This window comes from Mycobacterium triplex (assembly GCF_000689255.1).
Taxonomy (GTDB): domain Bacteria; phylum Actinomycetota; class Actinomycetes; order Mycobacteriales; family Mycobacteriaceae; genus Mycobacterium; species Mycobacterium triplex.
This window is the reverse complement of record NZ_HG964446.1, coordinates 4,536,982-4,563,337: the sequence shown is the minus strand read 5'-3', so window position 1 is coordinate 4,563,337 and position 26,356 is coordinate 4,536,982. Positions and strand designations below refer to the sequence as shown.

26 protein-coding genes, 1 tRNA gene and 1 pseudogene are annotated in these 26,356 nt (G+C 67.7%); 22 read left to right on the top strand and 6 right to left on the bottom strand.

The window, feature by feature from the left end:
- Window positions 1-4 precede the first annotated feature (4 nt).
- The 8 genes from BN973_RS21060 (at window position 5) to BN973_RS21025 (ending at window position 5,481) form a co-directional block, all read left to right on the top strand.
- A complete protein-coding gene (locus BN973_RS21060) occupies window positions 5-427 on the top strand; it encodes a M67 family metallopeptidase (RefSeq protein ID WP_139830077.1) in 423 nt (140 codons plus the stop codon).
- Window positions 424-696, top strand: a complete 273-nt coding sequence (locus BN973_RS21055; RefSeq protein ID WP_036470662.1) for a MoaD/ThiS family protein — start codon at window positions 424-426, stop codon at window positions 694-696. The genes BN973_RS21060 and BN973_RS21055 overlap by 4 nt, the downstream gene beginning before the upstream one ends.
- Before the next feature lie 9 nt (window positions 697-705).
- Window positions 706-1,668 carry a cysteine synthase gene (locus BN973_RS21050; protein WP_036470660.1) on the top strand — a complete coding sequence of 321 codons (963 nt, stop codon included), beginning with the start codon at window positions 706-708 and terminating at the stop codon, window positions 1,666-1,668.
- A complete protein-coding gene (locus BN973_RS21045) occupies window positions 1,659-2,327 on the top strand; it encodes a rhomboid family intramembrane serine protease (RefSeq protein WP_036470658.1) in 669 nt (222 codons plus the stop codon). Before BN973_RS21050 ends, BN973_RS21045 begins: the two co-directional genes overlap by 10 nt.
- Window positions 2,324-3,139, top strand: coding sequence for a glutamate racemase (gene murI / locus BN973_RS21040; protein WP_036470657.1), 816 nt, complete (start codon window positions 2,324-2,326; stop codon window positions 3,137-3,139). Before BN973_RS21045 ends, murI begins: the two co-directional genes overlap by 4 nt.
- A 71-nt stretch (window positions 3,140-3,210) precedes the next feature.
- Window positions 3,211-3,996, top strand: a complete 786-nt coding sequence (locus BN973_RS21035; RefSeq protein ID WP_036470655.1) for a cyclic nucleotide-degrading phosphodiesterase — start codon at window positions 3,211-3,213, stop codon at window positions 3,994-3,996.
- Window positions 3,997-4,042: 46 nt separating this feature from the next.
- Window positions 4,043-4,822: a ribonuclease PH gene (gene rph, locus BN973_RS21030; protein WP_036470653.1), complete on the top strand. Its 780-nt coding sequence runs from the start codon at window positions 4,043-4,045 to the stop codon at window positions 4,820-4,822.
- Window positions 4,823-4,866: 44 nt separating this feature from the next.
- The gene (locus tag BN973_RS21025; protein WP_036472809.1) at window positions 4,867-5,481 is read left to right on the top strand and encodes a non-canonical purine NTP pyrophosphatase; all 615 of its coding nucleotides are present in this window, start codon (window positions 4,867-4,869) and stop codon (window positions 5,479-5,481) included.
- Between the two features lie 104 nt (window positions 5,482-5,585).
- Here the strand turns inward: BN973_RS21025 and BN973_RS21020 are convergent, their stop codons facing one another.
- Both BN973_RS21020 and BN973_RS21015 read right to left on the bottom strand, forming a co-directional pair.
- Entirely contained in the window at window positions 5,586-5,936 is a 351-nt protein-coding gene (locus BN973_RS21020) for a DUF3817 domain-containing protein (protein WP_036470651.1), read from the bottom strand.
- On the bottom strand, window positions 5,933-6,325 hold the full coding sequence (locus tag BN973_RS21015; RefSeq protein WP_036472808.1) for a hypothetical protein: 393 nt from the start codon (window positions 6,323-6,325) through the stop codon (window positions 5,933-5,935). The genes BN973_RS21020 and BN973_RS21015 overlap by 4 nt, the downstream gene beginning before the upstream one ends.
- 126 nt (window positions 6,326-6,451) lie before the next feature.
- On the opposite strand from BN973_RS21015, the pseudogene BN973_RS21010 reads away from it, so the two are divergent.
- From BN973_RS21010 to mbtN, 3 genes and pseudogenes are all read left to right on the top strand, one after another.
- Window positions 6,452-6,709: pseudogene (locus BN973_RS21010) on the top strand (acyl carrier protein); the annotation flags it as partial.
- Entirely contained in the window at window positions 6,709-8,283 is a 1,575-nt protein-coding gene (gene mbtM, locus BN973_RS21005; protein WP_036470647.1) for a long-chain-fatty acid--ACP ligase MbtM, read from the top strand. The pseudogene BN973_RS21010 and the gene mbtM, both read left to right, overlap by 1 nt.
- Window position 8,284: 1 nt before the next feature.
- Complete coding sequence (gene mbtN, locus BN973_RS21000) at window positions 8,285-9,454, top strand: mycobactin biosynthesis acyl-ACP dehydrogenase MbtN (RefSeq protein ID WP_036470646.1); 1,170 nt, start codon at window positions 8,285-8,287, stop codon at window positions 9,452-9,454.
- Here mbtN and BN973_RS20995 read toward each other — a convergent pair.
- Window positions 9,421-10,047 (bottom strand): GNAT family N-acetyltransferase, encoded by a 627-nt coding sequence (locus BN973_RS20995; protein WP_036470644.1) that lies wholly within the window; start codon window positions 10,045-10,047, stop codon window positions 9,421-9,423. The genes mbtN and BN973_RS20995 overlap by 34 nt on opposite strands.
- Before the next feature lie 119 nt (window positions 10,048-10,166).
- Here BN973_RS20995 and BN973_RS20990 point away from each other — a divergent pair.
- The 4 genes from BN973_RS20990 (at window position 10,167) to BN973_RS20975 (ending at window position 15,901) form a co-directional block, all read left to right on the top strand.
- Window positions 10,167-10,250, top strand: a tRNA-Leu gene (locus tag BN973_RS20990).
- Between the two features lie 148 nt (window positions 10,251-10,398).
- Entirely contained in the window at window positions 10,399-12,996 is a 2,598-nt protein-coding gene (locus tag BN973_RS20985) for an ABC transporter ATP-binding protein/permease (RefSeq protein WP_036470642.1), read from the top strand.
- Complete coding sequence (locus tag BN973_RS20980; protein WP_036470641.1) at window positions 12,993-14,732, top strand: ABC transporter ATP-binding protein; 1,740 nt, start codon at window positions 12,993-12,995, stop codon at window positions 14,730-14,732. The genes BN973_RS20985 and BN973_RS20980 overlap by 4 nt, the downstream gene beginning before the upstream one ends.
- A 92-nt stretch (window positions 14,733-14,824) precedes the next feature.
- Window positions 14,825-15,901, top strand: a complete 1,077-nt coding sequence (locus BN973_RS20975; RefSeq protein ID WP_036470639.1) for a phosphotransferase family protein — start codon at window positions 14,825-14,827, stop codon at window positions 15,899-15,901.
- A 7-nt stretch (window positions 15,902-15,908) separates the two neighbouring features.
- Here BN973_RS20975 and BN973_RS20970 read toward each other — a convergent pair whose 3' ends face one another.
- The 3 genes from BN973_RS20970 to BN973_RS20960 all read right to left on the bottom strand — a co-directional run bounded on the left by BN973_RS20970 (window position 15,909) and on the right by BN973_RS20960 (window position 20,003).
- Entirely contained in the window at window positions 15,909-17,759 is a 1,851-nt protein-coding gene (locus BN973_RS20970; protein WP_036470637.1) for a fatty acyl-AMP ligase, read from the bottom strand.
- A gap of 229 nt (window positions 17,760-17,988) precedes the next feature.
- On the bottom strand, window positions 17,989-18,810 hold the full coding sequence (locus BN973_RS20965) for a mycofactocin-coupled SDR family oxidoreductase (protein WP_036470636.1): 822 nt from the start codon (window positions 18,808-18,810) through the stop codon (window positions 17,989-17,991).
- On the bottom strand, window positions 18,810-20,003 hold the full coding sequence (locus BN973_RS20960; RefSeq protein WP_036470635.1) for an acyl-CoA dehydrogenase family protein: 1,194 nt from the start codon (window positions 20,001-20,003) through the stop codon (window positions 18,810-18,812). Before BN973_RS20960 ends, BN973_RS20965 begins: the two co-directional genes overlap by 1 nt.
- Before the next feature lie 121 nt (window positions 20,004-20,124).
- Here BN973_RS20960 and fabG point away from each other — a divergent pair, with 121 nt between their 5' ends.
- The 7 genes from fabG (at window position 20,125) to BN973_RS20925 (ending at window position 26,303) form a co-directional block, all read left to right on the top strand.
- Window positions 20,125-20,865, top strand: coding sequence for a 3-oxoacyl-ACP reductase FabG (gene fabG, locus BN973_RS20955; protein ID WP_036472807.1), 741 nt, complete (start codon window positions 20,125-20,127; stop codon window positions 20,863-20,865).
- Window positions 20,862-22,073, top strand: a complete 1,212-nt coding sequence (locus tag BN973_RS20950; RefSeq protein ID WP_036470633.1) for an acetyl-CoA C-acetyltransferase — start codon at window positions 20,862-20,864, stop codon at window positions 22,071-22,073. Before fabG ends, BN973_RS20950 begins: the two co-directional genes overlap by 4 nt.
- A 1-nt stretch (window position 22,074) precedes the next feature.
- Entirely contained in the window at window positions 22,075-23,259 is a 1,185-nt protein-coding gene (locus tag BN973_RS20945) for a CoA transferase (RefSeq protein ID WP_036470631.1), read from the top strand.
- An 11-nt stretch (window positions 23,260-23,270) separates the two neighbouring features.
- Window positions 23,271-24,464 carry an acyl-CoA dehydrogenase family protein gene (locus BN973_RS20940; RefSeq protein ID WP_036470630.1) on the top strand — a complete coding sequence of 398 codons (1,194 nt, stop codon included), beginning with the start codon at window positions 23,271-23,273 and terminating at the stop codon, window positions 24,462-24,464.
- A 4-nt stretch (window positions 24,465-24,468) separates the two neighbouring features.
- Window positions 24,469-25,155: a GntR family transcriptional regulator gene (locus BN973_RS20935; protein ID WP_036470629.1), complete on the top strand. Its 687-nt coding sequence runs from the start codon at window positions 24,469-24,471 to the stop codon at window positions 25,153-25,155.
- 172 nt (window positions 25,156-25,327) lie between these two features.
- Complete coding sequence (locus BN973_RS20930; protein ID WP_036472806.1) at window positions 25,328-25,984, top strand: DJ-1/PfpI family protein; 657 nt, start codon at window positions 25,328-25,330, stop codon at window positions 25,982-25,984.
- Between the two features lies 1 nt (window position 25,985).
- Entirely contained in the window at window positions 25,986-26,303 is a 318-nt protein-coding gene (locus BN973_RS20925) for a hypothetical protein (protein WP_036470628.1), read from the top strand.
- Window positions 26,304-26,356: the final 53 nt, after the last annotated feature.

Genomic DNA, 26,356 nt, shown 5'->3' with positions numbered 1-26,356 from the left:
GGTGATGATTCGCGCCGACCTGGTGGAGGCGATGGTCGCGCACGCGCGCCGCGATCACCCCGACGAGGCGTGCGGGGTGCTGGCCGGCCCCGAGGGTTCCGATCGTCCCGAACGGCACATCCCGATGGTCAACGCCGAGCGCTCGCCGACGTTCTACCGGTTCGACTCCGGCGAGCAGCTCCAGGTGTGGCGGGCGCTCGACGAAGCCGACGAGGTGCCCGTCGTCATCTACCACTCGCACACCGCGACCGAGGCCTACCCGAGCCGCACCGACGTGAAGCTGGCCGCCGAACCGGACGCGCACTACGTGCTGGTGTCCACCCGCGACCCGGAAACCCACGAGCTGCGCAGCTATCGGATCGTCGACGGCGAGGTCACCGAAGAGCCCGTCGATATCGTCGAGCAGTACCCAGAAAGGTCCACATGAACGTCACCGTGTCGATCCCGACCATCCTGCGGCCGCACACCGGCGGCGAGAGGCGCGTCTCGGCCAGCGGTGACACGCTGGGCGCCGTGATCAGCGACCTGGAAGCCAACTACTCGGGCATCTCCGAGCGGTTGATCGACTCCGGCAAGCTGCACCGCTTCGTGAACATCTACGTCAACGACGAGGACGTCCGGTTCTCCGGCGGCCTGGACACCGCGATCGCCGACGGCGATTCGGTCACCATCCTGCCCGCCGTGGCGGGTGGGTGAGCGGGGCGCATGACGCGCTACGACTCGCTGTTGGCCGCCCTGGGCAACACGCCGCTGGTCGGTCTGCAACGCCTCTCGCCCCGGTGGGGCGACGAGCCGCACGTACGGCTGTGGGCCAAGCTCGAGGACCGCAATCCGACCGGGTCGATCAAGGACCGGCCGGCGCTGCGGATGATCGAGCAGGCCGAGGCCGACGGACTGCTGGCGCCCGGCGCCACGATCCTGGAACCCACCAGCGGCAACACCGGTATCTCGCTGGCGATGGCGGCCCGGCTGAAGGGCTATCGGCTGATCTGCGTGATGCCCGAGAACACCTCGGTGGAACGCCGTCAGCTGTTGGAGCTCTACGGCGCGCGGATCGTCTACTCGCCCGCCGCGGGCGGCTCCAACACCGCCGTGGCCACCGCCAAGGAGCTGGCCGCGGCCAACCCGTCGTGGGTGATGCTCTACCAGTACGGCAACCCGGCCAACACCGACGCGCACTACCACGGCACCGGCCCCGAGCTGCTCGCCGATCTGCCCGACATCACCCACTTCGTCGCGGGACTGGGCACCACCGGCACGCTGATGGGCACCGGGCGCTATCTGCGCGAGCGGGTGCCCGGGGTCAACATCGTGGCGGCCGAACCGCGTTACGGCGAGGGCGTGTACGCGCTGCGCAACATCGACGAGGGGTTCGTGCCGGAGCTGTACGACCCGCACGTGCTGACGACGCGCTATTCGGTCGGCTCGCTGGACGCGGTCCGTCGCACCCGCGAGTTGGTGGAGGCCGAAGGCATCTTCGCGGGCATCTCCACCGGTGCCGTGCTGCACGCCGCCCTGGGCATCGCGGCCAAGGCGGTGGCCGGGGGCGAACGCGCCGACATCGCGTTCGTGGTCGCCGACGCCGGCTGGAAGTACCTGTCGACCGGCGCCTATGCCGGTAGCCTGGATGATGCCGAGGACGCTCTAGAAGGGCAGTTATGGGCATGAGCCCGGGACAGCAGCGCGTACCCGCTACGCAGAAAAAGCGGCCCCAGTGGATGGTGGGCGGGGCCACGATCCTCACGTTCGTCGCCCTGCTCTACCTGATCGAGCTGTTCGACCAACTGTCGCGGCATTCCCTGGACGCCAACGGCATCAGGCCGCTGGAAACCGACGGCCTGTGGGGGATCGTCTTCGCGCCCGTGCTGCACGCCAACTGGCAGCATCTGATGGCCAACACGGTCCCGCTGCTGGTGCTCGGATTTCTGATGACCCTGGCCGGCATGTCCCGGTTCGTGTGGGCGACCGTGATCGTGTGGGTCCTGGGCGGCTTCGGCACCTGGCTGATCGGCAATGTCGGCATGCACTGCCCGTACGTCGGCGTGCACTGCGAGAGCAACCACATCGGAGCGTCGGGGCTGATCTTCGGCTGGCTGGCGTTCCTGATCGTGTTCGGCTTCTTCACCCGCAAGGTGTGGGAGATCGTCGTCGGCGTCGCCGTGCTGTTCGTCTATGGCGGCGTTTTGCTCGGCGTGCTGCCCGGCACCCCCGGGGTGTCGTGGCAGGGCCACTTGTGTGGCGCCGTCGCCGGCGTCGTCGCCGCGTATGTGTTGTCCGCTCCCGAACGCAACGCCCGCGCGCGCAAAAAAACCGGCACGGACTCATGAGCTCACCGCTGGCGCCCGTCGGGGTCTTCGACTCCGGCGTCGGGGGACTGACGGTGGCCCGCGCGATCATCGACCAACTGCCGGACGAGGACATCGTCTACGTCGGCGACACCGGCAACGGCCCCTACGGACCGCTGTCCATTCCCGAGGTGCGCGCCCACGCGCTGGCCATCGGCGACGATCTGGTCGGCCGCGGCGTGAAGGCGTTGGTGATCGCCTGCAACACCGCCTCGGCGGCCTGCCTGCGCGACGCCCGCGAGCGTTACGACGTGCCCGTGGTCGAGGTGATCCTGCCGGCGGTACGCCGCGCCGTCGCCACCACCCGCAACGGCCGCATCGGCGTCATCGGCACCCAGGCGACCATCACCTCGCACGCCTATCAGGACGCGTTCGCCGCCGCCCGCGACACCGAGATCACCGCGGTGGCGTGCCCGCGCTTCGTCGACTTCGTCGAGCGCGGCGTGACCAGCGGGCGTCAGGTGCTGGGACTGGCCGAGGGCTACCTGGAGCCGTTGCAGCGCGCTCAGGTCGACACGCTGGTGCTGGGCTGCACGCACTACCCGTTGCTGTCCGGGTTGATTCAGCTGGCGATGGGCGAAAACGTGACGCTCGTTTCCAGCGCCGAGGAAACCGCGAAGGAAGTGCTGCGGGTGCTCACCGAACAGGATTTGCTGCGCCCGCATGACGCGGCGCCGGCCGCCCGCGTCTTCGAAGCCACCGGCGACCCCGAGGCCTTCACCAAACTGGCGGAGCGATTCCTGGGGCCCGCCGTCAGCGGGGTGCGGCCCGTGCATCATTCGCCGATCGGCTAGCCCGCGGCGAGATTCTCATCACATCAATCACGCGATGTTTTTCTCATGGTGCTTCCGGGCATGGCACAGTAGTGCCTGTGCGAATAACCGTGCTCGGCTGCTCGGGCAGCGTGGTCGGTCCGGACTCGCCGGCGTCGGGATATTTGCTTCGGGCTCCGGACACTCCGCCGCTGGTGTTGGACTTCGGTGGGGGCGTGCTAGGCGCCCTGCAGCGCTTCGCCGACCCGGCGTCCGTCCACGTGCTCTTGTCTCACCTGCATGCCGACCACTGTCTGGACATGCCGGGCCTTTTCGTGTGGCGGCGCTACCACCCCTCGTCGCGCCCGCTCGGCAAGGCGATGCTGTACGGCCCCAGCGACACCTGGTCGCGACTGGGCGCCGCGTCGTCGCCCTACGGCGGCGAAATCGACGACTGCTCGGACATATTCGACGTGCATCACTGGGTCGACGGCGAGGCCGTCGAAGTCGGTGCACTCACCGTGACACCACGTGTTGTCGCACACCCGACCGAGTCCTACGGCTTGCGGATCACCGACCCCAGCGGAGCGTCGTTCGTCTACAGCGGCGACACCGGAGTCTGCGATGCGCTCGTCGAGCTGGCGCGCGGCGCCGATGTGTTCCTGTGCGAGGCGTCCTGGACACACGAGCCCGATCGTCCGCCCGCCCTGCACCTGTCGGGCACCGAAGCGGGCCGGGTCGCGGCGCAGGCCGGCGTTCGCGAGCTGCTGCTGACGCACATCCCGCCGTGGACCTCGCGCGAGGACGTCATCAGCGAGGCCAAGGCCGAGTTCGACGGTCCGGTGCACGCCGTCGTGTGCAACGAGACGTTCGACGTTCGGCACTCGCAGCGAGTCTGATTCAGCCGACCCGCTGTCTGACGCACCGGCGGGCTAGGGTTGCGTCGTGTCGAAACGAGAAGACGGTCGCAACGACGACGAGCTTCGCCCGGTGGTCATCACCCGGGGCTTCACCGAAAACCCCGCGGGTTCGGTGCTGATCGGGTTCGGGGGAACCAAGGTCTTGTGCACCGCGAGTGTCACCGAGGGAGTACCGCGCTGGCGCAAGGGGTCCGGCCTGGGCTGGCTGACCGCGGAATACGCCATGCTGCCGTCGGCCACCCACACGCGGTCCGACCGGGAATCGGTGAAGGGCCGGTTGTCCGGGCGCACCCAGGAGATCAGCCGGCTCATCGGACGCTCGCTGCGCGCCTGCATCGACCTGGCGGCGTTGGGGGAGAACACAATCGCCGTGGATTGCGATGTGCTGCAGGCCGACGGCGGCACCCGCACCGCGGCGATCACGGGCGCCTATGTGGCGCTGGCCGACGCGGTGACCTATCTGTCGGCGGCGGGCAAGCTGTCGGATCCGCGGCCGCTGTCGTGCGCGATCGCGGCGGTGAGCGTCGGGGTCGTCGACGGCAGGGTCCGCGTCGACCTGCCCTACGAGGAGGACTCGCGCGCCGAGGTCGACATGAACGTCGTCGCCACCGACACCGGAACCTTGGTGGAGATCCAGGGCACCGGCGAGGGCGCGACGTTCCCGCGCTCGACGCTGGACAAGCTGCTCGACATGGCGCTCGGCGCGTGCGACACGCTCTTCGCCGCCCAGCGCGAGGCGCTGGAGTTGCCGTACCCGGGCGTGCTGCCGGACGGCCCGGCCGCGCCGAAGGCATTCGGCAGCTGACCGTGCCTGATGGTGACGACCCGCTGCGCCCGGCTTCGCCGCCCTTGCGATCGTCACGGCTGCTGGTCGCCAGCCGCAACGCCAAGAAGCTGGCCGAACTGCGCCGGGTGCTGGACGGCGCCGGCCTGTCGGCACTCACGCTGCTATCGCTCAACGACGTTGCGCCGTTCCACGAGGCGCCCGAAACCGGCGCGAGCTTCGAGGACAACGCGTTGGCCAAGGCGCGAGATGCGTTCGCCGCCACCGGGTTAGCCACCGTGGCCGACGACTCCGGTTTGGAGGTGGCGGCCCTGAACGGCATGCCCGGCGTGTTGTCGGCGCGCTGGGCGGGCACCCACGGCGACGACGCCGGCAACACCGCGCTGTTGCTGGCCCAGCTCCGCGATGTGCCCGACGAACGGCGCGCCGCGGCGTTCGTGTCGGCCTGCGCGCTGGTGTCCGGCAGCGGCGAAGTCGTCGTCCGCGGCGAGTGGCAAGGAACGATCGCCCGGGAGCCGCGCGGCGCCGGCGGGTTCGGCTATGACCCGGTGTTCGTTCCCGACGGCCCGGAATTCGGGGCCCGCACCGCGGCGCAGTTGAGTCCCGCGGAGAAGGACGCGGCCTCACACCGTGGCCGCGCGCTGGCGCTGCTGCTGCCCGCGCTGCGGGAGCTGGGCTGAGCGGTTTGTGGCGCCGCGGCTGACCCTGGCCGCCGAGCGTGGGCCCTACGTACGGGAACCGCCTGGAAATCGTGCATAGGCCCCACGTTCGGCGGGCAAAAAATCTATAGCCCGAAGCGGGCTTTGATGTCCTTGGTCTGGAAGTGCTCGACGATGATGCCCAGCAACGGGATCGTTCCGGCCAGCAGCACGCCGATCGTCTTGCCGATCGGCCACCGAACCTTGATCGCCAGGTTGAAAGCCGTTAGCACGTAAGCGAAATAGACCCAGCCGTGCACCACTTCGATCCACCGGATCTCGTGGTGCAACACGAGGTGCGAGACGATCTCGTAGCACAGTGCGATCAGCCACAGACCCGTCGTCCACGCCATTATCCGGTAGCCGAGCAGGGCGGGCCGGATGCGGTCGGCGGAGACGGCCGCGCTCGTTTCGGAGGGTGTCTCGGGTGTGGTCATGCGGTCGTCCTGTTCTGCTTTTCGGCATCTTGGGCTGCGAGCTGGGCCAGGTAAGCGTTGTACTCCCGCAGGGCGGGATCGTCGGGTGGTGGCTGGGCGGGCGCGGGCCGCTCGGGAAGCAGCCCGGCCGGGATCTCGGTCACCGCGCCGTGGTTGTGCGGCTCCGGCGGGGCCTGTTCGTAGCGGACGAAGTTGCGGTACGCGTAGCCGCAGAACCATGCGAACAGCGGCCACTGCAACGCGTAGCCGAGGTTCTGGAAGGTGCCCGACGGCGACTGAAAGCGCGTCCATTGCCACCAGCCCAGGGCCAGGCAGCCGCAGGCCGCGGCGATCGCCAGGACGATCAATGCGGGCCGGTGATGGCGCCTCCGACGGGCCTCGCTGGACACCCCTCGACGGTACCGCGCGCGCACCACGAGCCGTGCGACCAGCACTGGGGTTCGCCGGTGCCTAATGTGGTGAAACTCTCACAGCGCGTGGGAAGGCTAGCCTAGCCTTACCCCGACGTAGTAAGGTCCGTCGCCATGGCCTCCTCATCCTCCACGGTGACCGCTGCGCTGCAAAGTATTCTGCGTGACGACCTCAACGTCGACATGACCCGGGTCACGCCCGAAGCCAGATTGATCGACGACGTCGGACTCGACTCGGTGGCCTTTGCTGTGGGCATGGTCGCCATCGAGGAGCGGCTCGGTGTCGCGTTGTCCGAAGAAGAACTGCTGACCTGCGATACGGTCGGCGATCTGGACGCGGCGATCGCTGCGAAAACAGCGTGATGAGCGAGCTTGCGGCAGCAATGACGCGGTCGATGCAGACCGCGACGACCGAGCTGGCCGTCTTCGACAAGGAGACCTCGGCATGGCAGCGGCGCCCGTGGCCGGACGTGCACGGGTTAGCCAAGGGAGTTGCGGCCTGGCTTCTCGACCGTGACCGGCCCGCCGCGGTGGGTCTGGTCGGCGAGCCGACGATCGAATTCGTCGCCGCGATCCAGGGCGCCTGGCTAACCGGCGCCGCCATCTCGATCCTGCCGGGGCCGGTAAGAGGCGCGGACTTGCAGCATTGGGCGGAGTCGACGCTGACCCGGTTTGCCGGCATCGGGGTAGGCGCTGTACTAAGCCACGGCTCCCACCTGGAAAGTCTGCAAGCGGTTGGGCGCGCGGGCATCGTCACCGAAGACCTCGCGACCGCGGCGCGCACCAATCGGTCGACGTCGGGTCTGCCGCACGCCGAATCCACCGGCATCGCCGTCCTGCAGGGAACCGCGGGGTCGACCGGATCGCCCAAGACCGCGATGCTTTCCCCGCGAGCCGTGCTCGGCAACATGCGCGGACTCGAGCAGCGGCTTGGCCTCGACCCCGCCCACGATGTGGTGTGCTCCTGGCTGCCGATCTTTCACGACATGGGGCTGACGTGCGTGCTCGCCCCGGCCCTGCTCGGTCTGCCGCTGTGGCTGACATCCCCGACGGCGTTCTCCGCATCGCCGTTCAATTGGCTGAAGTGGCTGTCGGAAAGCCGCGCCACCATCACCGCCGCGCCCAACCTCGCCTACAACATCCTGGGCAAGTACGCGGCGCTGGTATCCGACGTCGACCTCGGTGCACTGCGGTTTGCCATCAACGGCGGCGAGCCGGTGGACTGCGACGGCTTTGCCCGGTTCACCGAAGCCATGGCGCCGTTCGGCTTTGACGCCGGTGCGCCCGCACCGTCGTACGGCCTGGCCGAATCCACCTGCGCGGTGGCCCTGCCCACGCCGGGCACCGGACTGCACTTCGACACCGTCTCCGACGACAGCGGATCACGTAAATACGCCGTCCTGGGCAAGGCGCTTCCCGGCACCCAGATCCGGGTCGTGGCCAGTGATCGCTATGTGGGCACGGCCGACCGCGAGATCGGTGAGATCGAGATTCGCGGTACGTCGATGATGGACGGCTACTTAGGACACCCCGCCATCGATCGCGAAGAATGGTTCCCCACAGGCGATTTGGGTTTCTTCGGGGAAAGCGGCCTGGTCGTGTGTGGCCGAGCCAAGGAAATCATCTCGATCGCCGGGCGCAACATCTTCCCGACGGAGATCGAGCTGATCGCGGCCCAAGTCAACGGGGTGCGGGAAGGCTGCGTGGTCGCCCTGGGCACCGGCGAGCGATCCGCGCGTCCCGGCCTGGTCGTCGCGGCCGAGTTCAAAGGCGATGACCAGGGCCAGGCCCGCACCGAAGTGATTCAACGCATCGCGTCGGTGTGCGGAATCGTGCCGGCCGACGTGATTTTCATGTCGCCGGGGTCCCTGCCGCGTACCTCCTCGGGCAAACTGCGGCGCCTGGAAGTGCGGCGAACACTGGAGCTGGTGGACTGATATGACCGCGACAGGCCAGATCGTTTTCGACGCCGACTATCGCGCGCTACTTGCCGACGCGTTCGACGACCGAGTCACCGAGTGGACATCCGAAGCCGAGGCGCAGCAACGGTTTCCGCGCAAGCTGATCGAGCACCTTGGCGCCAGCGGCGTCTTCGCCGCCAAGTGGACCGACCAGACCCAGCCCGATGTCGGCAAGCTCATCGAGCTTGCCCTGGCGCTGGGCCACTTGGCCTCGGCCGGTATCGGCGTCGGCGTCAGCCTGCACGACTCGGCCATCGCCCTGCTGCGCCGCTTCGGCAAGTCGGACTACCTGAAGGACATCTGCGAGAAGGCGATTCGCGGCGAGGCGGTGCTGTGCATCGGCGCCTCGGAAGAATCCGGTGGATCGGATCTGCAGATCGTCGAAACCGAAGTTCGTTCGCACGACGGCGGGTTCGCCGTCCGCGGCATCAAGAAGTTCGTCTCGCTTTCTCCCATCGCCGACCACATCATGGTGGTGGCGCGCAGCGTCGACCACGACTCGTCCAGCCGGCACGGCAACGTCGTCGTGGTGGCGGTGCCGACGACGCACGTCAACGTGCAGCAGCCCTACAACAAGGTGGGTGCCGGGCCGCTGGACACCGCGGCGGTCCATATCGATACCTGGGTCCCGGCCGACGCGATGGTCGCACGGGCCGGCACCGGGCTGGCGGCCATCAGTTGGGGATTGGCGCACGAGCGCATGTCGATCGCCGGCCAGATCGCGGCGTCGTGCCAGCGGGTGATCGGAATTACCTTGGCCCGCATGATGAATCGGCGCCAATTCGGCCGCACGCTGTTCGAGCATCAGGCGTTGCGGCTACGGATGGCCGACCTGCAGGCGCGCGTCGACCAGCTACGCTTCGCGCTGCACGGCATCGCCGCTGCGGGGCGGCTGGATCTGCGGGCAGCCGCGGGGATCAAGGTCACCGCGGCCCGCCTCGGCGAAGAAGTCATCGGCGAGTGCATGCACATCTTCGGTGGGTCGGGCTATCTCGTCGACGAGACGCCGCTTGGCCGGGTGTGGCGGGACATGAAACTGGCCCGGGTCGGCGGCGGCACCGACGAGGTCCTCTGGGAATTGGTCGCGGCCGGCCTGAAACCCGACCACGCCGGTTACGAGGACTGGGTCGGACGGTCCAACGCGTAGAGCAGCATGCGCCGGTTCGGCGCGTCGTGCTCACCGAGCGAACGGCATCCGACGTAGTCGCACAGCCGGCGCACGGTGGTATTGCGGTGATCGGGGTCGAACATGATCTTCTCGCAGCGTGGTTCCTGGTCGAACACGCTGGCCACGATCCGCGGTAGCAGACGCGGGCCGAAGCCGCGGTTGACCAGCCTCAGATCCGCGATGGCCGCATGTAGCCCGATGTCGTAGGGATGAGCGTCGTAATGGCGCGAGATCATGTCCTTTGCTGCCCAGTAGATCTCGAGGTAGGCGCACTCCTCGCCGCGCAAGGTTGCGATTAGTGGCAGCGAGTAGGTCCCCTCGAGCTGCGCGTCGAGGTGCTGGCGCCAGCGCGCCGGGGGCCAGGCGTACTCCCAGGTCTCGGCGAGGTGAGGGCGATTCATCCACTCCGACACCATCTCTGCGTCACCGCTCACCGCGGCACGGATCGCGTATGGCTGCTCCAGCGCGGGGACCGGAGGCCGGCCGACGCGCTGTACCGCTTCGGACAGGTCCTTGCGCTCGCGCTTGAGTACCTGGGTTTCGTCGGTCTGGGTGCTTGCGGCTCCGTTCATCGTTTGCTGACCTTACCCGAGGCCCGTTTCGGGGTTAGGTTAGGCATGCCAAATTCATGCCTACGCATGCCGGCCACCGACGGACTCGGCGGAGCGGTCGGCGGTACGATCGGCAGGCCGCGGGCGTGATGAAATTGGCAAACATGCCGGCTTTAGGTGCCGGTGCTCGAGAGAGTTTGAGGGTTCGAGTCCCTCCGCCCGCACCCCTGCACATGCCGGGTCTCAGCCGTGAATACCGTGCACCGGCCACCGCGCCTCGACCCTCCTCTTGAGTTCAGCTATGGTAAGGCAACCCTTAGTTAGGGTAGATGGGTCGTGGCGGAAACTCCCCGCCGCGGGAGAGGACCGCTGATGGCACGTGGGTTCCAGGGGGCGATCTTGCGTGGCTTCGGCGCTCGCGATCACATCGCAACCGTGCTCGAAACCGTGCAGATCGCACCACATTTCGTGCGGATCCGGATGCAGTCGGCGACCCTGTTCGAAGACGTGGAGGCCGAGCCCGCGGCGTGGCTGCGGTTCTGGTTCCCGGACCCGGCCGGGTCGGACACCGAGTTCCAGCGCGGCTACACCATCTCGGAGGCCGACGCTGCCACCGGCCGCTTCGCGGTCGACGTGGTGCTGCACGAACCCGCCGGCCCGGCGTCGACGTGGGCGCGCACCGTCACGCCCGGCACCACGATCGCGGTGATGTCGCTGATGGGCTCGTCGCGGTTCGACCCGCCCGAGGAGCAGCCGGCCGGTTATCTGCTGATCGGCGACTCGGCGTCGATCCCCGGGATGAACGGCATCATCGGCACGATTCCCGACGACGTGCCGATCGAGATGTACCTCGAGCAGCACGACGACAACGACCCGGCCATCCCGATCACGCAGCATCCGCGGCTGCGGCTGCACTGGGTCCGCCGCGTCGACGAGAAATCGCTGGCCGACGCGATCGAGACCCGCGACTGGTCGAACTGGTATGCCTGGGCGACGCCCGAGGCCACCGCGCTGAAGCACGTGCGCAAGCGGCTCAAGGATGGGTTCGGCTTCCCCAAGTCCGAGGTGCACGCGCAGGCCTACTGGAGCGCCGGGCGCGAGATGGGCACCACCCGCGGCGGCGAGGCGCAGACCGTCGCCGAGCCGGAAAGCATTGCGGCTCAGCCCGAGACACCGCCGGCCGCCGCCGATGAGCCGGCCCCGGTCAACGCCGGCAACTGGCGCGCTCAGGCCGCCGGCCGGTTGCTCGCGCCGCTGCGATCGGCGCTGATCGTCTCCGGCGTGCTGCAAGCCGTGATCACGCTCGTGCAGCTCGCGCCGTTCGTGCTGCTGGTCGAGTTGGCCCGGCTGCTGGTGTCGGGCGCGGACGCGTCGCGATTGTGGGACGTCGGAATCGCCGCGATTGCGCTGCTGGGCCTGGGCACCCTGCTCGGTGCCGCCCTCACCCTGTGGCTGCACGTGGTCGACGCCCGCTTCGCGAGCGAGCTGCGCTCGCGGTTGTTGAGCAAGATGTCGCGGCTGCCGCTGGGCTGGTTTACCGCCCGTGGGTCGGGTTCGATCAAGCAACTGGTGACCGACGACACCCTGTCGCTGCACTACCTGGTCACCCATGCGATCCCGGACGCGGTCAACGCGATCGTCGCGCCGGTGGCGGTGCTGGTCTATCTGTTCACCGTCGACTGGCGGGTGGCACTGGTGCTGTTCGGGCCGGTGCTGGTCTATCTCGTGATGGCGTCGGCCCTGTCGATCCAATCCGGCCCCAAGATCGCGCAATCGCAGCGCTGGGCCGAACGAATGACGACGGAGGCCGGCGCCTACCTGGAGGGCCAGCCGGTGATCCGCGTCTTCGGGGGCGCGGCGGCGTCGAGCTTCCGGCGCCGGCTGGACGAGTACGTCGCCTTCCTGGTGGCCTGGCAGCGCCCGCTGGCCGGTAAGAAAACCGCGATGGATCTGGCCACCCGGCCGTCGACCTTCCTGTGGCTGATCTCGGTGATCGGCACGTTGCTGGTCGTCACGCATCGGATGGACCCGGTCAACCTGCTGCCGTTTTTGTTGCTGGGCACCACCTTCGGTGTCCGGCTGCTCGGCATCGCCTACGGCCTCGGCGGCATCCGCACCGGAATGCTCGCCGCCCGGCGTCTGCAAGTCGCACTCGACGAGCAAGACCTCGAGGTGGCCGAACAACCGGAGGCACCGGCCACCGACGCCGCGGCCACCGTCGTGTTCGACCGCGTCGGCTTCAGCTATCGCCCCGGGGTTCCGGTGATCGAAGACGTATCACTGGAATTGCGCCCGGGCACGGTGACCGCGCTGGTCGGCCCGTCCGGATCCGGGAAGTCGACGCTGGCGGCGTTACTGGCCCGGTTTCACGACGTCGAGCACGGTGCGATACGTGTTGGGGGACAAGACATCCGGTCGTTGACCGCCGACGAGCTCTACACCCGGGTCGGTTTCGTGCTGCAGGAAACCCAACTCGTGCACGGCACCGTCGCGCAGAACATCGCGTTGGCCGTCCCGGATGCCACCCCCGACCAGATTCAGGCCGCGGCCCGGGCGGCACAGATCCACGACCGGGTGCTGCGGCTGCCGAATGGTTACGACACCATGCTGGGCGCCAACGCCGCGCTCTCCGGTGGTGAGCGGCAGCGCCTCACCATCGCCCGTGCGATCCTGGCCGACACGCCGGTCTTGATCCTCGACGAGGCCACCGCATTCGCCGATCCGGAATCGGAATACCTTGTGCAGCAAGCACTTAACCGGCTGACTCATGATCGTACCGTGTTGGTGATCGCCCACCGGCTGCACACCATCACCCGGGCCGATCAGATCGTCGTGCTCGATCACGGACGGATCGCCGAGCGCGGCACCCACGAGGAGTTGCTCGCCGCCGACGGGCGCTATCGCCGGCTGTGGGATACCGGCCAGGGCAATCCTGTTGTCGTGAGCGGGGCGCAGGAGGGCGGGCGATGATTCGCACCTGGATCAGCCTCGTTCCGGCGCACCGGCGCGCCAAGCTGACCGTTTACGCGGTGCTGGCGCTGGTTTCGGTCGTCGTGCGCGCGGTCGGCGCCGTCCTGCTCGTCCCGCTGGTGGGGGCGCTGTTCAGCGACGCGCCGCAACACGCGTTGGCCTGGCTGGGCTGGCTGACCGTCGCGACGGTGACCGGATGGATCGTCGATACCATCACCGCGCGTACCAGTTTCGACTTGGGCTTCGCGGTGCTCGACCATTCGCAACACGACGTGGCGGACCGGCTACCCGGCGTACGGCTGGACTGGTTCACCGCCGACAACACCGCGACGGCGCGTCAGGCGATTGCGGCAACCGGCCCCGAGCTCGTCGGCCTGGTGGTCAACCTGCTGACGCCGCTGACGACGTCGGTGCTGCTGCCCGCGGTCATCGGCCTGGCGCTGTTGGGAATCTCGTGGCAGCTCGGCGTCGCGGCGCTGGCCGGTGTGCCGTTGTTGCTCGGGGCGCTGTGGGCCACGGTCGTCTTGACGCGTCGCGCCGACGCGGCGGCCGGCGACGCCAATACCGCACTGACCGAACGGATCATCGAGTTCGCCCGGACCCAGCAGGCGCTGCGCGCCGCGCGGCGGGTCGAGCCGGCCCGCAGCCTGGTGGGCTCCGCGCTGGCCGAGCAGCACAGCGCGACGATGCGGCTGCTCGGCATGCAGATCCCGGGCCAGCTGCTGTTCAGCGTCGCCAGCCAGCTCGCCCTGATCGCGCTGGCCGGGGCCACCACGGCGCTGACCATGGACGGCACGCTGACCGTGGCCGAGGCGGTCGCCCTGATCGTGGTGATCGCTCGCTACCTGGAACCGTTCACCACCGTCAGCGAGTTGGCGCCCGCGCTGGAGAGCACCCGCGCCACCCTCGACCGCATCCGCGGCGTGCTCACCGCACCGGCCGTGACGGCCGGGACCGCCGCCCTGCCCGACACCACCGCCGCCCCGCGCATCCAATTCGACGACGTCGCCTTCGGTTACGACGGCGCCAGCACGCCGGTGCTGGACGGGGTCAGCTTCGCGCTGGAGCCGGGGACCACGACCGCGATCGTCGGGCCGTCGGGCTCAGGAAAGAGCACGATACTGGCGCTGATCGCCGGGCTACACCAACCGACCAGCGGCCGCGTCGTCATCGACGGCACCGACGCCGCCACCCTGAACGCCGAGGCGCGCCGCGCGGTCAGCAGCGTCGTCTTCCAGCACCCGTACCTGTTCGGTGGGACGATCCGCGACAACGTCTACGCCGGTAACCCCACGGCCGGTGACGACCAGTTCGGCCGGGCCGTCGCGCTGGCGCGGGTCGACGAGCTGATCGCCCGGTTGCCCGACGGCGCGGACACCGTCGTCGGCGAGGCCGGCTCGGCGCTGTCCGGCGGCGAGCGGCAGCGGGTCAGCATCGCGCGGGCGCTGCTGAAGGCCGCGCCCGTGCTGCTGGTCGACGAGGCGACCAGCGCCCTGGACAACGAGAACGAGGTTGCGGTGGTCGACGCGCTCACCGCCGATCCGCGGGCGCGTACCCGCGTGATCGTGGCCCATCGGTTGGCGAGCATCCGCCACGCCGATCGCGTCCTGTTCGTCGATAACGGGCGGGTGGCCGAGGACGGTTCGATCGACGAATTACTGGCCGCGGGTGGCCGATTCAGCGAATTCTGGCGCCAGCAGCACGAGGCCGCCGACTGGCACATAGTCGCTGAGTAAGTCGCCGAATAGGCCATGGCGGGCGGCTCTTGCCGTATGCCTTACAGTTGAGCAGTCAGTCAGCCGGTTGAGTCCTGGAGGCGTGGTTGCTTATGAGTGCTGTGGTGTCGATTCCGCGGTACCCCGGCGATGTGACACCCGCATGGTTATCGGCCGCACTGAGCGAACGCCGCACACCCGTCGAGGTGTCGCACGTCGACGTGGTGCCCATCGGCACGGGCCAGACCGGGGCGACCTACCGCGTGACGGCGCAATACGCCGCTGATCGCGGAGATCTGCCGGCAACTTTCGTGATCAAGCTGCCCGCCCAGGACGACACCGTGCGCGACCGCGTCGTGATCGGCTACCGCAGCGAATGCGCGTTCTACACGACGGTGGCCGACCGCGTGCGGGTGCCGACTCCGAGCTGCTTCTACTGCCAAATCACCGACGACGCCATGGAATACGCGTTGCTGCTGGCCGACCAGGCGCCGGCGGTGCAAGGTGACCAGATCGCGGGCTGCGGGGAGCAGCAGGCGCGACTGTCGGTGCTGGCGCTGGCCGGTCTGCACGGGCCCAGTTGGTGTGACCCGTTCTGGCTGGATCTGCCCGGGCTCGCGTTTCCCCGCCCGGACGAGGCCGGGGCGCAGGGCCTCGGCGACGTCGCGAAGATGAGTGCGGATATCACCCTGGAAAAGCTGGGTGACCGAATGAGCGCCGAAGACCGCGAAACCTTCACTGCGACAATGGGTAAGGTGGCGCCATGGCTGTCGGTCGAGCGGGATCGTTTCGCGCTGCTGCACGGTGACTACCGACTGGACAACCTGCTGTTCGACCCGGCGCACACCTGGGTGAGCGTGGTCGACTGGCAGACGCTCGGCGTCGGCCTTCCGGCTCGGGATCTCGCGTATTTCACTGCGACGAGCCTGAATTCGGAGCTGCGGTCGGCAATCGAGAAAGACCTCGTCGACGACTATCATCGCGCGCTGCTGGGGCATGGCGTGACCGGCTACGACCGCGAAACATGTTGGCGCGATTACCGACTCGGGATGCCGCAGGCGCTGCTGATCTCCGCCCTGGGGTTCGCCTTCGCGACCTCCACCGAACGCGGTGACGACATGGTCCTTGCCATGCTCAGCCGCGGCTGCCAGGCCGTCCGTGATCTGGGGACGCTGGAACTGCTCGGCTGAGCCGACGTTACCGGTTGAACCGGCCGTCGAGATACTCGGCCCGGCACGCGTTGCGGGCCAGTTTGCCGCTGGTGGTGCGGGGAATCGTGCCGGCGGCGACGAGCCGCAGGTCGGCCACCCGCACCTGATGCTCGCGTGCCACCGCTGCGCGTACGGCCGCGGCGATCGCGTCGGGATCGGCGCGACCGACGCCCGCGGCGCGTTCGGCGACGATGACAAGCTGCTCGGCCGAACCGCCGTCGGATTCGTCGGCCGGCACCGAGAACGCGGCCACATAGCCGGTGCGGATGGCCGTTGACGAATGACTGACCGTGGTCTCGATGTCATGCGGGTAGTGGTTACGACCGTCGATGATGATGAGATCTTTGATCCGGCCCGTCAGGTAGATCTCGCCGTCGATGTAGACACCCAGATCGCCGGTGGCCAGCCAGTAGCAATTGTCCGGCGCGCCTTCGGCGTGGCTGCCCCGCTCGAGCCGCGATTGCAGCTTGTTGCCGAACGTGCGGTGTGATTCTTCCTCGCGTCCGAAGTAGCCGCGGGCGATGTTGTTTCCGTGTAGCCAGATTTCCCCGACCGTATTATCGGGCACCTCGCCGCCGTCCGGGCTGGCGATCACCGCCCACAGGTCACGGAACGGGTGGCCGCAGGACACGTAGGCGACCGCACCCTCGGCGTCCGGCTCGACGCGCACCGCGTGGCCCGCGGCGAGTTCCGCGCGGTCGAGATAGACCGCGTTGTATCCCGAATGCGGGGGCGTGCTGGCAACTCCGAGCGTCGCCTCCGCCATGCCGTAGGACGGTTTGACCGCCGTAGCGGGCAGGCCGTAGGGCGCGAACGCGTTGGTGAACTTCTCGATGGCGGCAATTGTCACCGGCTCGGAGCCGTTGAGCAGGCCGACCACGTTGTGCAGGTCGATGTCGACGCCCTCGGGCGGCAGCCCGCGCTCGGCGGCCAACTCGAAGGCGAAGTTGGGTGCGGCGGCGAACGTCGGGCCGTTGGCGGCTTCGGTGCTCAGTTCCTTGATCCACCGGAACGGCCGGCGCACGAAGGCCATGGGATCCAGCAGCGTCAGATATTCGCCACCGCACAACGCCGGGAACATGATCATGATCAGTCCCATGTCGTGATACAGCGGCAGCCAGCTCACGCTGTGGGTGTTGCGGTGCAGGTCGCCGGCCAGGATCATCTGCAGCACATTCGTGCAGACGGCGCGATGCGTGACCTCCACGCCGGCCGGGCTGCGCGTCGACCCCGACGTGTACTGCAGATACGCGATGTCGTCGGTGCCGATGGTCGGCTCGACGAACATCGAGGCCAGCGACGACGGGATCGCGTCGACCGCGATCAAACGCGGCCGTCCCGCCACCGGGTGCGCCCGCAGCGACTCCCGCACGGACTCGGCCGCCGCGGTGGTCGTCAGCACCACGGCGGGTCGCGCGTCGGCCAATACCGCGGTCAACCGCTCGGTATGGCCGGCCAGGGTCGGGGCGAACAGCGGGACCGCGATGTTGCCCGCGTGGACGGCGGCGAAAAACGATGCCACGTACTCGAGGCCCTGGGGCGCCAAGATCGCGACGCGATCCTTTGGCTTCGCGACTTGTTGGAGGCGGGCGCCGATCGAACGGACCCGGGTCCAGAGCTCATTCCAGCTCAGTTCGAGGACGCGGCCGTCCTGCTCCTTCGCGTAGTCGATGAACCGGTATGACGGGCGGTCGCCAAATGCCGCACGGTTCTGATCGAAGAACGAGGTGAGCGTCAAACCGTCGGGCAAGACGATCGAGCCGTCGTCGAGAATGTAGTCGTTTAAGTCAGCCGCTACTGGCTTAACAGCATCAATCGACAAATGGGGCCGTCCCATGTTGAGAGAATAAGTAACGCTCTTAGTCTTTTGCTCCACCGGGTGGGTGTGTCGCCCACGACGTTGCATAACGATGTGATGTGTATCACATCACATCGACACAACGACCTGCGAATTCAATCGGCAATATGCGGATGCATCCGCCGTTGTCGGCGTGAAAGATGTTGGCGCGACTTGTGGCTCGGGACCGAGCCGCGGCCGTGTCTTCGCCATCGATGGTGCGCGCGGGTCAGTACTGGCTGGAACCCTGATCCACCCGGATCTGGGCCGCGGTGACTTTGCGCGACTCGTCGCTGGCCAGCCAGCACACGGCGTCGGCGATCTCTTCCGGCTCGGCAACCCAGTCGGGCAGAAACGGCGTCAGGACGTGCGCCAGCGCAGGATTGGTTTCCATCGCCCTGGCCACCGCCTCGACCATGTCGCCGGAGCCCATCTGGGTGTTCACCGGGCCGGGGTGAACGCTGTTGACCCGGATCGAGTGCTTGCCCAGTTCGGCGGCGAAAGCGCGGGCCAGCCCGGTTACGGCGTGCTTGCTGGCGGTGTAGTGCACCATGAACGGCTGCTGTTTGGCCCCGGCCGCCGAGCTGATCAGAATGATCGAGCCGCCGCGGCCGCCTTCGATGATCTTGTCCGCGCCGGCCATCACGGTGTTCCAGGTGCCGGTCACGTTGATGTCCAGCACGTCGGCGAAGTCCGCGGGCGTGATCTCGTTCCACGGCTGGGGAGCCGCGACCCCGGCGTTGGCCACGATGACGTCCAGACGTCCGAATGCGGCGACACCGTCGTCGACGGCCTTGCGCAGCGCCGCCAGGTCGCGGGTATCGACAACCGAGGCGGCGATGCGTCGGTTCGTCTCCTCGACCAGGCGGACGGTTTCGGCGAGATCTTCCTCCGTCGCCGGATCGTAGGGAACGCAGTTCGGCAGCTTGCCGGCGATGTCGACGGCGATGATGTCGGCGCCTTCGGCGGCCATGCGCACGGCGTGGGCGCGGCCCTGGCCGCGCGCCGCTCCCGTGATGAAAGCGACTCGTCCCTCGAGCTTGCCCGCCATTAGCGCTCCTTCGTTGTGGTGGCTCGCCCCGCCGCTTTGACCAGGTTCGAACCGATGATCAGACGCTGAATCTCGCTGGTGCCCTCGTACAACCGCAGCAGCCGCACGTCGCGGTAGATGCGTTCGACGGCAACGCCGCGCATGTAACCGCTGCCGCCGTGAATCTGGACCGCGAGATCCGCGACGTTGCCGGCCATTTCGGTGCAGAAGACTTTCGCGGCCGACGGCGCAATTCTGCGATCCTCGTTCGCGACCCACAGCCGCGCGGCCTCGCGCACCAGCGCGCGGCCAGCCATCACCCCGGTCTGCTGGTCGGCCAGCATCGCCTGGACCAATTGGAAGTCCCCGATCGGCGTGCCGCCCTGAGTCGCGGTGGCGGCATACCCGACGGACTCGTCGAGCGCGCGCGCCGCGATGCCCACTGCCAGCGCGGCGATGTGCACCCGTCCCCGTGCCAGCGAGGTCATCGCGGCCCGATAGCCGACGTCTTCGTTGCCGCCGATGAGCGCATCCGATCCGACGCGCACGTCGGTGAAGCTGACGTCGGCCGTCCACGCGCCTTCCTGGCCCATCTTCGCGTCCTTGACGCCCACCTCGACGCCCGCCGTGTCCGCGGGAACCAGGAAGACGGCGATCCCCGGGCCGTCATCGTCGGCGGGGCGGGTGCGCGCGAACACCACGAACAGGTCGGCGACGGGCGCGTTGGTGATGAAGCGCTTCTGGCCCGAGATCACCCAATCGTCGTTGTCGCGAACCGCTTTGGTTCGCAGACCGGCCGGGTTGGATCCGGCGCCGGGTTCGGTCAGCGCGAAGGAGGCGACGACGTCGCCGGACGCGATCGACTCCAGCCAGCGGGACTTCTGTTCGTCGGTGCCGAACCCGACCAGGACCTGCCCGGCGATGCCGTTGTTGGTGCCGAACATCGAACGCAGCGCCAGTGACGTGTAGCCCAGCTCCATCGCCAGCTCGACGTCTTGCATCAGATTCAGGCCAAGGCCGCCCCACTCCTGGGGGATCGCGTAGCCGAACAGCCCCATCTTTTTGGCCTCGTCGCGCAGGTCGTCGGGGACGCGATCGGTGTCGAGGATCTCCTGCTCGCGAGGGACGACGGCGGTGCGCACGAATTGCCTTGTCTGAGCGAGGATCTCGCGGAAATCGTCGTCGCTGACTGCGGTGTATTCGGCGGTGGCCATGGGCTCCACACTCCTCTCCGGGGCCGGGATACCCCGGTCCAGGGCAGGATCCTATATCAAATATGATATTTGCCTCAGACGTACCCGATGGTGGCGAAAACAGTGAAGGATGTGGATCCAGATGTCGTTGTTGGCAGGTCAGACCGCGGTGATCACGGGCGGAGCGCAGGGACTGGGGCTGGCCATCGCGGAGCGCTTTGTCGCCGAGGGTGCGCGCGTGGTGCTCGGCGATGTCAACCTCGAGGAAACCCAAGTGGTGGCCAAGCGGCTCGGCGGTGAGGACGTCGCGGTCGCGGTGCGGTGCGATGTCACCCAGTCGTCGGAGGTCGAGGCCCTGATCCAGACCGCCGTCGAGCATTTCGGTGGCCTGGACATCATGGTCAACAACGCCGGGATCACCCGCGACGCGACGATGCGCAAGATGACCGAGGAGCAGTTCGACCAGGTCATCAACGTGCATCTGAAGGGGACCTGGAACGGTACCCGGTTGGCGGCGGCGATCATGCGGGAGAACAAGCGGGGCGCGATCATCAACATGTCCTCGGTTTCGGGCAAGGTGGGCATGGTCGGCCAGACCAATTACTCGGCGGCCAAGGCCGGCATCGTCGGCATGACCAAGGCGGCCGCCAAGGAGTTGGCCTACCTGGGTGTGCGGGTGAATGCGATCGCTCCCGGATTGATCCGCTCCGCGATGACAGAGGCTATGCCGCAACGCATTTGGGACTCGAAGGTGGCCGAGGTGCCGATGGGTCGGGCCGGCGAGCCCAGCGAGGTCGCCAGCGTGGCGCTGTTCCTGGCGTCCGACCTGTCGTCGTACATGACCGGCACGGTCATGGAAATCACCGGCGGTCGCCACCTATGAGTCCCGACGTCGTCATCTGCGAGCCGGTCCGGACACCGATCGGCCGCTATGGCGGAATGTTCTCCTCGCTGTCCGCCGTCGACCTCGGGGTCACCGCGCTGAAAGGGCTGCTGGAGCGAACCGGGTTGGCGCCCGACGCCGTGCAAGACGTGATCGTCGGGCACTGCTATCCCAACAGCGATGCGCCCGCGATCGGACGCGTGGTGGCCTTGGATGCCGGCCTGCCGGTGACGGTGCCCGGCATGCAGGTGGACCGTCGCTGCGGGTCGGGCCTGCAGGCCGTCATTCAGGCGTGCCTGCAAGTGGGTGCCGGCGACAATGACCTCGTCGTCGCCGGGGGATGCGAAAGCATGAGCAACGTCGCGTTCTACTCCACCGACATGCGTTGGGGCGCAAGAAACGGCGTTCAGGTGCACGACGGGCTGGCGCGTGGGCGCACAACCGCCGGCGGCCGCCACTACCCGGTTGCGGGCGGGATGCTGGAAACGGCCGAGAACTTGCGCCGTCGATACGGCATATCCCGCCAGGAGCAGGACGAGCTCGCGGTGCGGTCGCATCAGCGCGCGGTGGCCGCGCAGAAGGACGGCATCCTGGCCGAGGAGATCGTTGCGGTGACCGTCCGGAACCGAAAGGGCGAGGAATTGATCGACACCGACGAGCATCCCCGCGCCGACACCTCGGTCGAGTCGTTGAGCAAACTGAAACCGGTTCTGGGCAAGGATGATCCGGAAGCGACGGTCACCGCCGGCAACGCCAGCGGCCAAAACGACGCCGCGTCCATGTGTGTGGTGACCACGCGGGACAAGGCAGCCGAATACGGCCTGACACCGCTGGTTCGCATGGTGTCGTGGGGACTTGCCGGCGTGGCGCCCAAGATCATGGGTATCGGCCCCGTGCCCGCCACCGAGGCCGCGCTGGCCAAGGCCGGTTTGCAGTTGTCCGACATCGATCTGATCGAGCTCAACGAAGCCTTTGCCGCTCAAGTGCTTGCGGTGACTCGCGAATGGAAGTTCGGCACGAGCGATTTCGATAGGACCAACGTGCACGGCTCGGGAATCTCGCTGGGCCACCCGGTCGGCGCGACCGGCGGCCGGATGCTCGCGACGCTGGCGCGGGAGCTCACCCGCCGCCAGGCGCGCTACGGGCTGGAGACAATGTGCATCGGCGGCGGCCAGGGGCTGGCCGCGATCTTCGAACGGGTCGTCTGACGTGCAGCCGCTCGACGGGGTAACCGTCATCGAGATATCCAGCTTCGTGGCGGCACCGCTGTGCGGTGTGACGCTGAACCAGCTGGGGGCCCAGGTGATCCGCGTCGACCCCATCGGCGGCGCCTCGGACGTGAAGCGGTGGCCCCTGGCCGCCGACGGCACCTCGATTTACTGGACCGGGCTGAACAGGGGGAAGCGCTCGGCCACCATCGATGTGCGCTCGGGCGAGGGCCAGGAACTCGTGCAGCGGCTGATCACCGAGGGCGACGGGATCGTGGTGACCAACGCGGTGTTGCCCTGGCTGAGTCATGATCTGTTGGCCGCCAAGCGTTCCGACGTCATCCACGTGCAGCTGCTCGGTCGCGGTGACGGGTCCACCGGGGTGGACTACACCGTCAACGCGGCCATCGGGTATCCATTGGTGACCGGTCCTGCCGACCACGCCGGCCCGATCAACCACGTGCTGCCGGCCTGGGATGTGTGCTGCGGCCTGTATGCGGCGCTGGCCGTCGTCTCTGCGCTGCACCGGCGCGAGCGGTCCGGGGCGGGTGCGCGGATCACCCTCGCGCTCGAGGATGTCGCGCTGGCCACGGCCGGAAATCTGGGATTGTTGACCGAGCCCCAGGTGAGCGGGACCCAGCGGGAGCGTCTGGGCAACGCGATCTACGGCCAGTACGGCCAGGACTTCACCAGTTCCGACGGAGTGGCGTTCATGGTGGTCTTGTTGACTCCCAGGCACTTTCGCGACATGGTCGAGGTGACCGGCACGGAGTCCGCGGTGGCCGCGCTGGCCGAGGCGCTTGGTGTGGACTTCAAGGTCGAAGGCGACCGCTACAGGTATCGTGACGTGTTGTCCGGCTTGTTCGCGGCATGGTTCGCCGAGCACACGGCCGAGCAAGTGACCGCGGCGCTGTCGCGCACCACCGTGTTGTTCGAGCGCTACCGCACCTTCGCGGAGGTGGTCGAGGACCCGAAAGTGACTGGCAATCCACTATTTTCCCCGCTGAACCAACCGGGAGTCGGTGAATATCTGGCCACCGGCCTACCGGCCGCGTTCGACGGGGTCCACGCGTACAGCCAGCCCGCGCCCCCGCTGGGCCAGGACACTGCCGACATCCTTGGCCAGCGCCTGGGGTTGACGCCCGCCGACATCGAGCGGCTGACCAGCACCAACATCATCGGCTGAACGGAGCGCAGATGACCAAGCTCGCCCAAACCCTCGGGCTGACCGAATTCCAGACCGAGATCATCGCCACGGTGCGCCAATTCGTCGAGAAGGAAGTCATCCCCAACGCGGCCGAGCTCGAACGCGGCGACACCTACCCCCAGCACATCGTCGACCAGATGCGCGAGATGGGCCTGTTCGGGTTGATGATTCCGCAGGAGTACGGCGGGCTGGGGGAGTCGCTGCTGACCTACGCGCTATGCGTCGAGGAGCTGGCCCGGGGCTGGATGAGCGTATCCGGCGTGCTCAACACGCATTTCATCGTGGCCTACATGCTGCGCCAGCACGGCACCGACGAGCAGAAGCAGCGCTTTTTGCCGCGGATGGCCGGCGGCGAGACCCGTGGCGCCTTTTCGATGTCGGAGCCGGAGCTGGGGTCTGACGTTGCGGCGATCCGCACCCGGGCCCGCCGCAATTCCGACGGCACCTACACCATCGACGGTCAGAAGATGTGGCTGACCAACGGCGCCACCTCCACGCTGGTGGCGGTGCTGGTGCGTACCGACGAGGGCTCGGACAAGCCGCACCGCAACCTGACCGCGTTCCTGGTCGAGAAGCCGGTCGGGTTCGGCGAAGTCGTTCCCGGGCTGCATATTCCGGGCAAGATCGACAAGCTGGGCTACAAGGGCATCGAAACCACCGAGATGATTTTCGACGGCTATCAGGCCGGCGCCGACGACGTTCTCGGCGGCGCCACCGGGCAGGGCTTCTTCCAGATGATGGACGGTATCGAGGTCGGCCGGGTCAATGTGTCGGCGCGAGCATGCGGAGTCGGGCTGCGCGCGTTCGAGCTCGCGGTGCGCTACGCGCAACAGCGCCAGACGTTCGGCAAGCCGATCGCCGAGCACCAGGCGATCGCATTCCAGCTGGCCGAGATGGCAACGAAAGTCGAAGCGGCACACCTGATGATGGTCAACGCGGCGCGCCTGAAGGATTCGGGCGAGCGCAACGACGTCGCCGCCGGTATGGCCAAATATCTGTGCAGCGAGTACTGCACCGAGGTCACCCAACAAAGCTTCCGGATTCACGGTGGCTACGGCTATTCCAAGGAATACGAGATCGAGCGATTGATGCGTGACGCGCCGTTCCTGCTGATCGGCGAGGGAACCAGCGAAATCCAGAAGAACATCATCAGCAAGCGACTGCTCGCCGAATACCAGGTGTGACCAGATGAGCGTTCCGGATTTCGCTGCGCGGCCTCAACTTTCCGAGGACGTCGCGCGGATTATCCGTGGACGGATATTCGACGGCGTCTATGCCGCGGGGTCGTACGTTCGGCTGGACCAACTCGCGGCCGAGTTGGGGATCAGTGTCACACCGGTCCGCGAGGCGCTGTTCGCGCTGCGCGCCGAAGGGTTGATCGCCCAGCAGCCGCGCCGCGGGTTCGTGGTGTTGCCGGTGACCGGGCGAGACGTCACCGACGTCGCCAACGTGCAGGCACATGTCGGTGGGGAGCTGGCCGCGCGGGCCGCGGTCAACATCACCCCCGAGCAGCTGCTTGAGCTCAAGGAACTGCAGGCCCAATTGGAGCAGGCCTATGCCGGCGACGACCACGAGCGCACGGTGCGGCTGAACCACGAGTTTCACCGGGCCATCAATGTGGCCGCGGAGTCGCCAAAGCTGGCTCAGCTGATGTCGCAGATCACCCGGTACGCCCCCGAGTCGGTGTTTCCCTCGATCGAGGGCTGGCCGAGCCAGTCGATCAAGGACCATCGGGAGATCTTGGCCGCGCTCGAGATTCACGACGACAAACTTGCCCGGGCGGCGATGTCGGAACATCTCGCCGCCGGGGCGATTCCGCTGATCGATCACCTCGTCGCGCGGGGTGTGGTGACCGAAGAGACCGGCACGGCCTAGGTGCTTTGATCCCGCGTGTCGACGAAACGTCGCTGACGCGAAACCCACTCGGCGCGAGACGCTTTCGATGCTGTCAGGCTGCTCCAAGAGCAGCAAGGCTTTGGCAATATAGCGGCGCAATGTGGCAATGCTGCCGCTGGTCCGATGCGCGGCGACCGGAGAACATGGCGGGGTGCATGCGCAAATTGTGTTGTACGACGGGTTCGACCCGTTGGATGTCATCGCTCCGTTCGAAGTTCTCGCCGGCGGCGCGGGGATGGTCTTGGGCGAACTCTGGGTGACATTGGTAGCAGCGGAGGGCCCTCGTACCGTGACAAGCGGCACCCGCGGTCTGGCGCTGGCCGCCACCGCCGCGCTCGATCCGTCCGAACCCGGGTGCGTGATTGTCCCCGGCGCCAGCGGGCCGATCGTCGGTGACCCCGATGACGGCGACGAGACCATCCCGGTGCTGTTGGCCCGGGCGGCGCAGACCGAACTGACTCCGCTGCTGCGCAACGCATTTGCCAACCCGGACGTAACGGTGGCAGCGGTGTGTGGTGGTTCGGTGGTGATGGCGATGTCGGGGCTGATCGAAGGACGCCACGCCGCGACCCATCATCTGGGTCTGGACCTGCTCGAGGCCGCGGGTGTGCACCCGGTGGCGGCCCGGGTCGTCGACGACGGAGATCTCGTCACCGCCGGCGGCGTGACCTCGGGCCTCGATTTGGCCCTGCACCTGCTCGAACGCTGCTACGGCCCGCGAATCGCCCACGCCGTCGAGCGGCTCTTCGAATACGAGCGACGGGGCACCGTATGGCGGCCCGTGGGCCGAGAACCTGTGGAGGTCTAGGTTGAGCATCGAAGGCGACTGGGACGTGAAGATCAAAACGCCCATCGGCACGCTGGCGGTGCGCTACGCGTTCACCCAACATCGCGACGGGCTTGCCGGTACGGCGACCTACCAGGATGAAACCGTTGCGTTGCAAGACCTTACGAGTGAGCCGGCCGAGGGTGGCACCCGGCTCACCTGGAGCCAGTCGGTGACCAGGCCCATGCGGCTGCACCTGGCTTTCGATGTGCTGATCCATGACGATGTCCTCGACGGGCACTCCCGCGCCGGCCGCTTACCGCGTTCTGCGGTATCCGGGGCCCGTCGCCATCTCTTGTAGCACAGCCGGATTGGGCATACGCTGCCAGCAGGGTGGGCAAACGATTGGAGAGA

What these genes read in the sequence shown, in the direction of transcription:
- BN973_RS21060 (WP_139830077.1), top strand. Translation starts at nt 5, where the DNA reads ATGATTCGCGCCGACCTGGTGGAGGCGATGGTCGCGCACGCGCGCCGC.
- BN973_RS21055 (WP_036470662.1), top strand. Translation starts at nt 424, where the DNA reads ATGAACGTCACCGTGTCGATCCCGACCATCCTGCGGCCGCACACCGGC.
- BN973_RS21050 (WP_036470660.1), top strand. Translation starts at nt 706, where the DNA reads ATGACGCGCTACGACTCGCTGTTGGCCGCCCTGGGCAACACGCCGCTG.
- BN973_RS21045 (WP_036470658.1), top strand. Translation starts at nt 1,659, where the DNA reads ATGGGCATGAGCCCGGGACAGCAGCGCGTACCCGCTACGCAGAAAAAG.
- murI (WP_036470657.1), top strand. Translation starts at nt 2,324, where the DNA reads ATGAGCTCACCGCTGGCGCCCGTCGGGGTCTTCGACTCCGGCGTCGGG.
- BN973_RS21020 (WP_036470651.1), bottom strand. Translation starts at nt 5,936, where the DNA reads ATGACCACACCCGAGACACCCTCCGAAACGAGCGCGGCCGTCTCCGCC.
- mbtM (WP_036470647.1), top strand. Translation starts at nt 6,709, where the DNA reads ATGAGCGAGCTTGCGGCAGCAATGACGCGGTCGATGCAGACCGCGACG.
- mbtN (WP_036470646.1), top strand. Translation starts at nt 8,285, where the DNA reads ATGACCGCGACAGGCCAGATCGTTTTCGACGCCGACTATCGCGCGCTA.
- BN973_RS20995 (WP_036470644.1), bottom strand. Translation starts at nt 10,047, where the DNA reads ATGAACGGAGCCGCAAGCACCCAGACCGACGAAACCCAGGTACTCAAG.
- BN973_RS20985 (WP_036470642.1), top strand. Translation starts at nt 10,399, where the DNA reads ATGGCACGTGGGTTCCAGGGGGCGATCTTGCGTGGCTTCGGCGCTCGC.
- BN973_RS20980 (WP_036470641.1), top strand. Translation starts at nt 12,993, where the DNA reads ATGATTCGCACCTGGATCAGCCTCGTTCCGGCGCACCGGCGCGCCAAG.
- BN973_RS20975 (WP_036470639.1), top strand. Translation starts at nt 14,825, where the DNA reads ATGAGTGCTGTGGTGTCGATTCCGCGGTACCCCGGCGATGTGACACCC.
- BN973_RS20970 (WP_036470637.1), bottom strand. Translation starts at nt 17,759, where the DNA reads ATGGGACGGCCCCATTTGTCGATTGATGCTGTTAAGCCAGTAGCGGCT.
- BN973_RS20965 (WP_036470636.1), bottom strand. Translation starts at nt 18,810, where the DNA reads ATGGCGGGCAAGCTCGAGGGACGAGTCGCTTTCATCACGGGAGCGGCG.
- BN973_RS20960 (WP_036470635.1), bottom strand. Translation starts at nt 20,003, where the DNA reads ATGGCCACCGCCGAATACACCGCAGTCAGCGACGACGATTTCCGCGAG.
- fabG (WP_036472807.1), top strand. Translation starts at nt 20,125, where the DNA reads ATGTCGTTGTTGGCAGGTCAGACCGCGGTGATCACGGGCGGAGCGCAG.
- BN973_RS20950 (WP_036470633.1), top strand. Translation starts at nt 20,862, where the DNA reads ATGAGTCCCGACGTCGTCATCTGCGAGCCGGTCCGGACACCGATCGGC.
- BN973_RS20940 (WP_036470630.1), top strand. Translation starts at nt 23,271, where the DNA reads ATGACCAAGCTCGCCCAAACCCTCGGGCTGACCGAATTCCAGACCGAG.
- BN973_RS20935 (WP_036470629.1), top strand. Translation starts at nt 24,469, where the DNA reads ATGAGCGTTCCGGATTTCGCTGCGCGGCCTCAACTTTCCGAGGACGTC.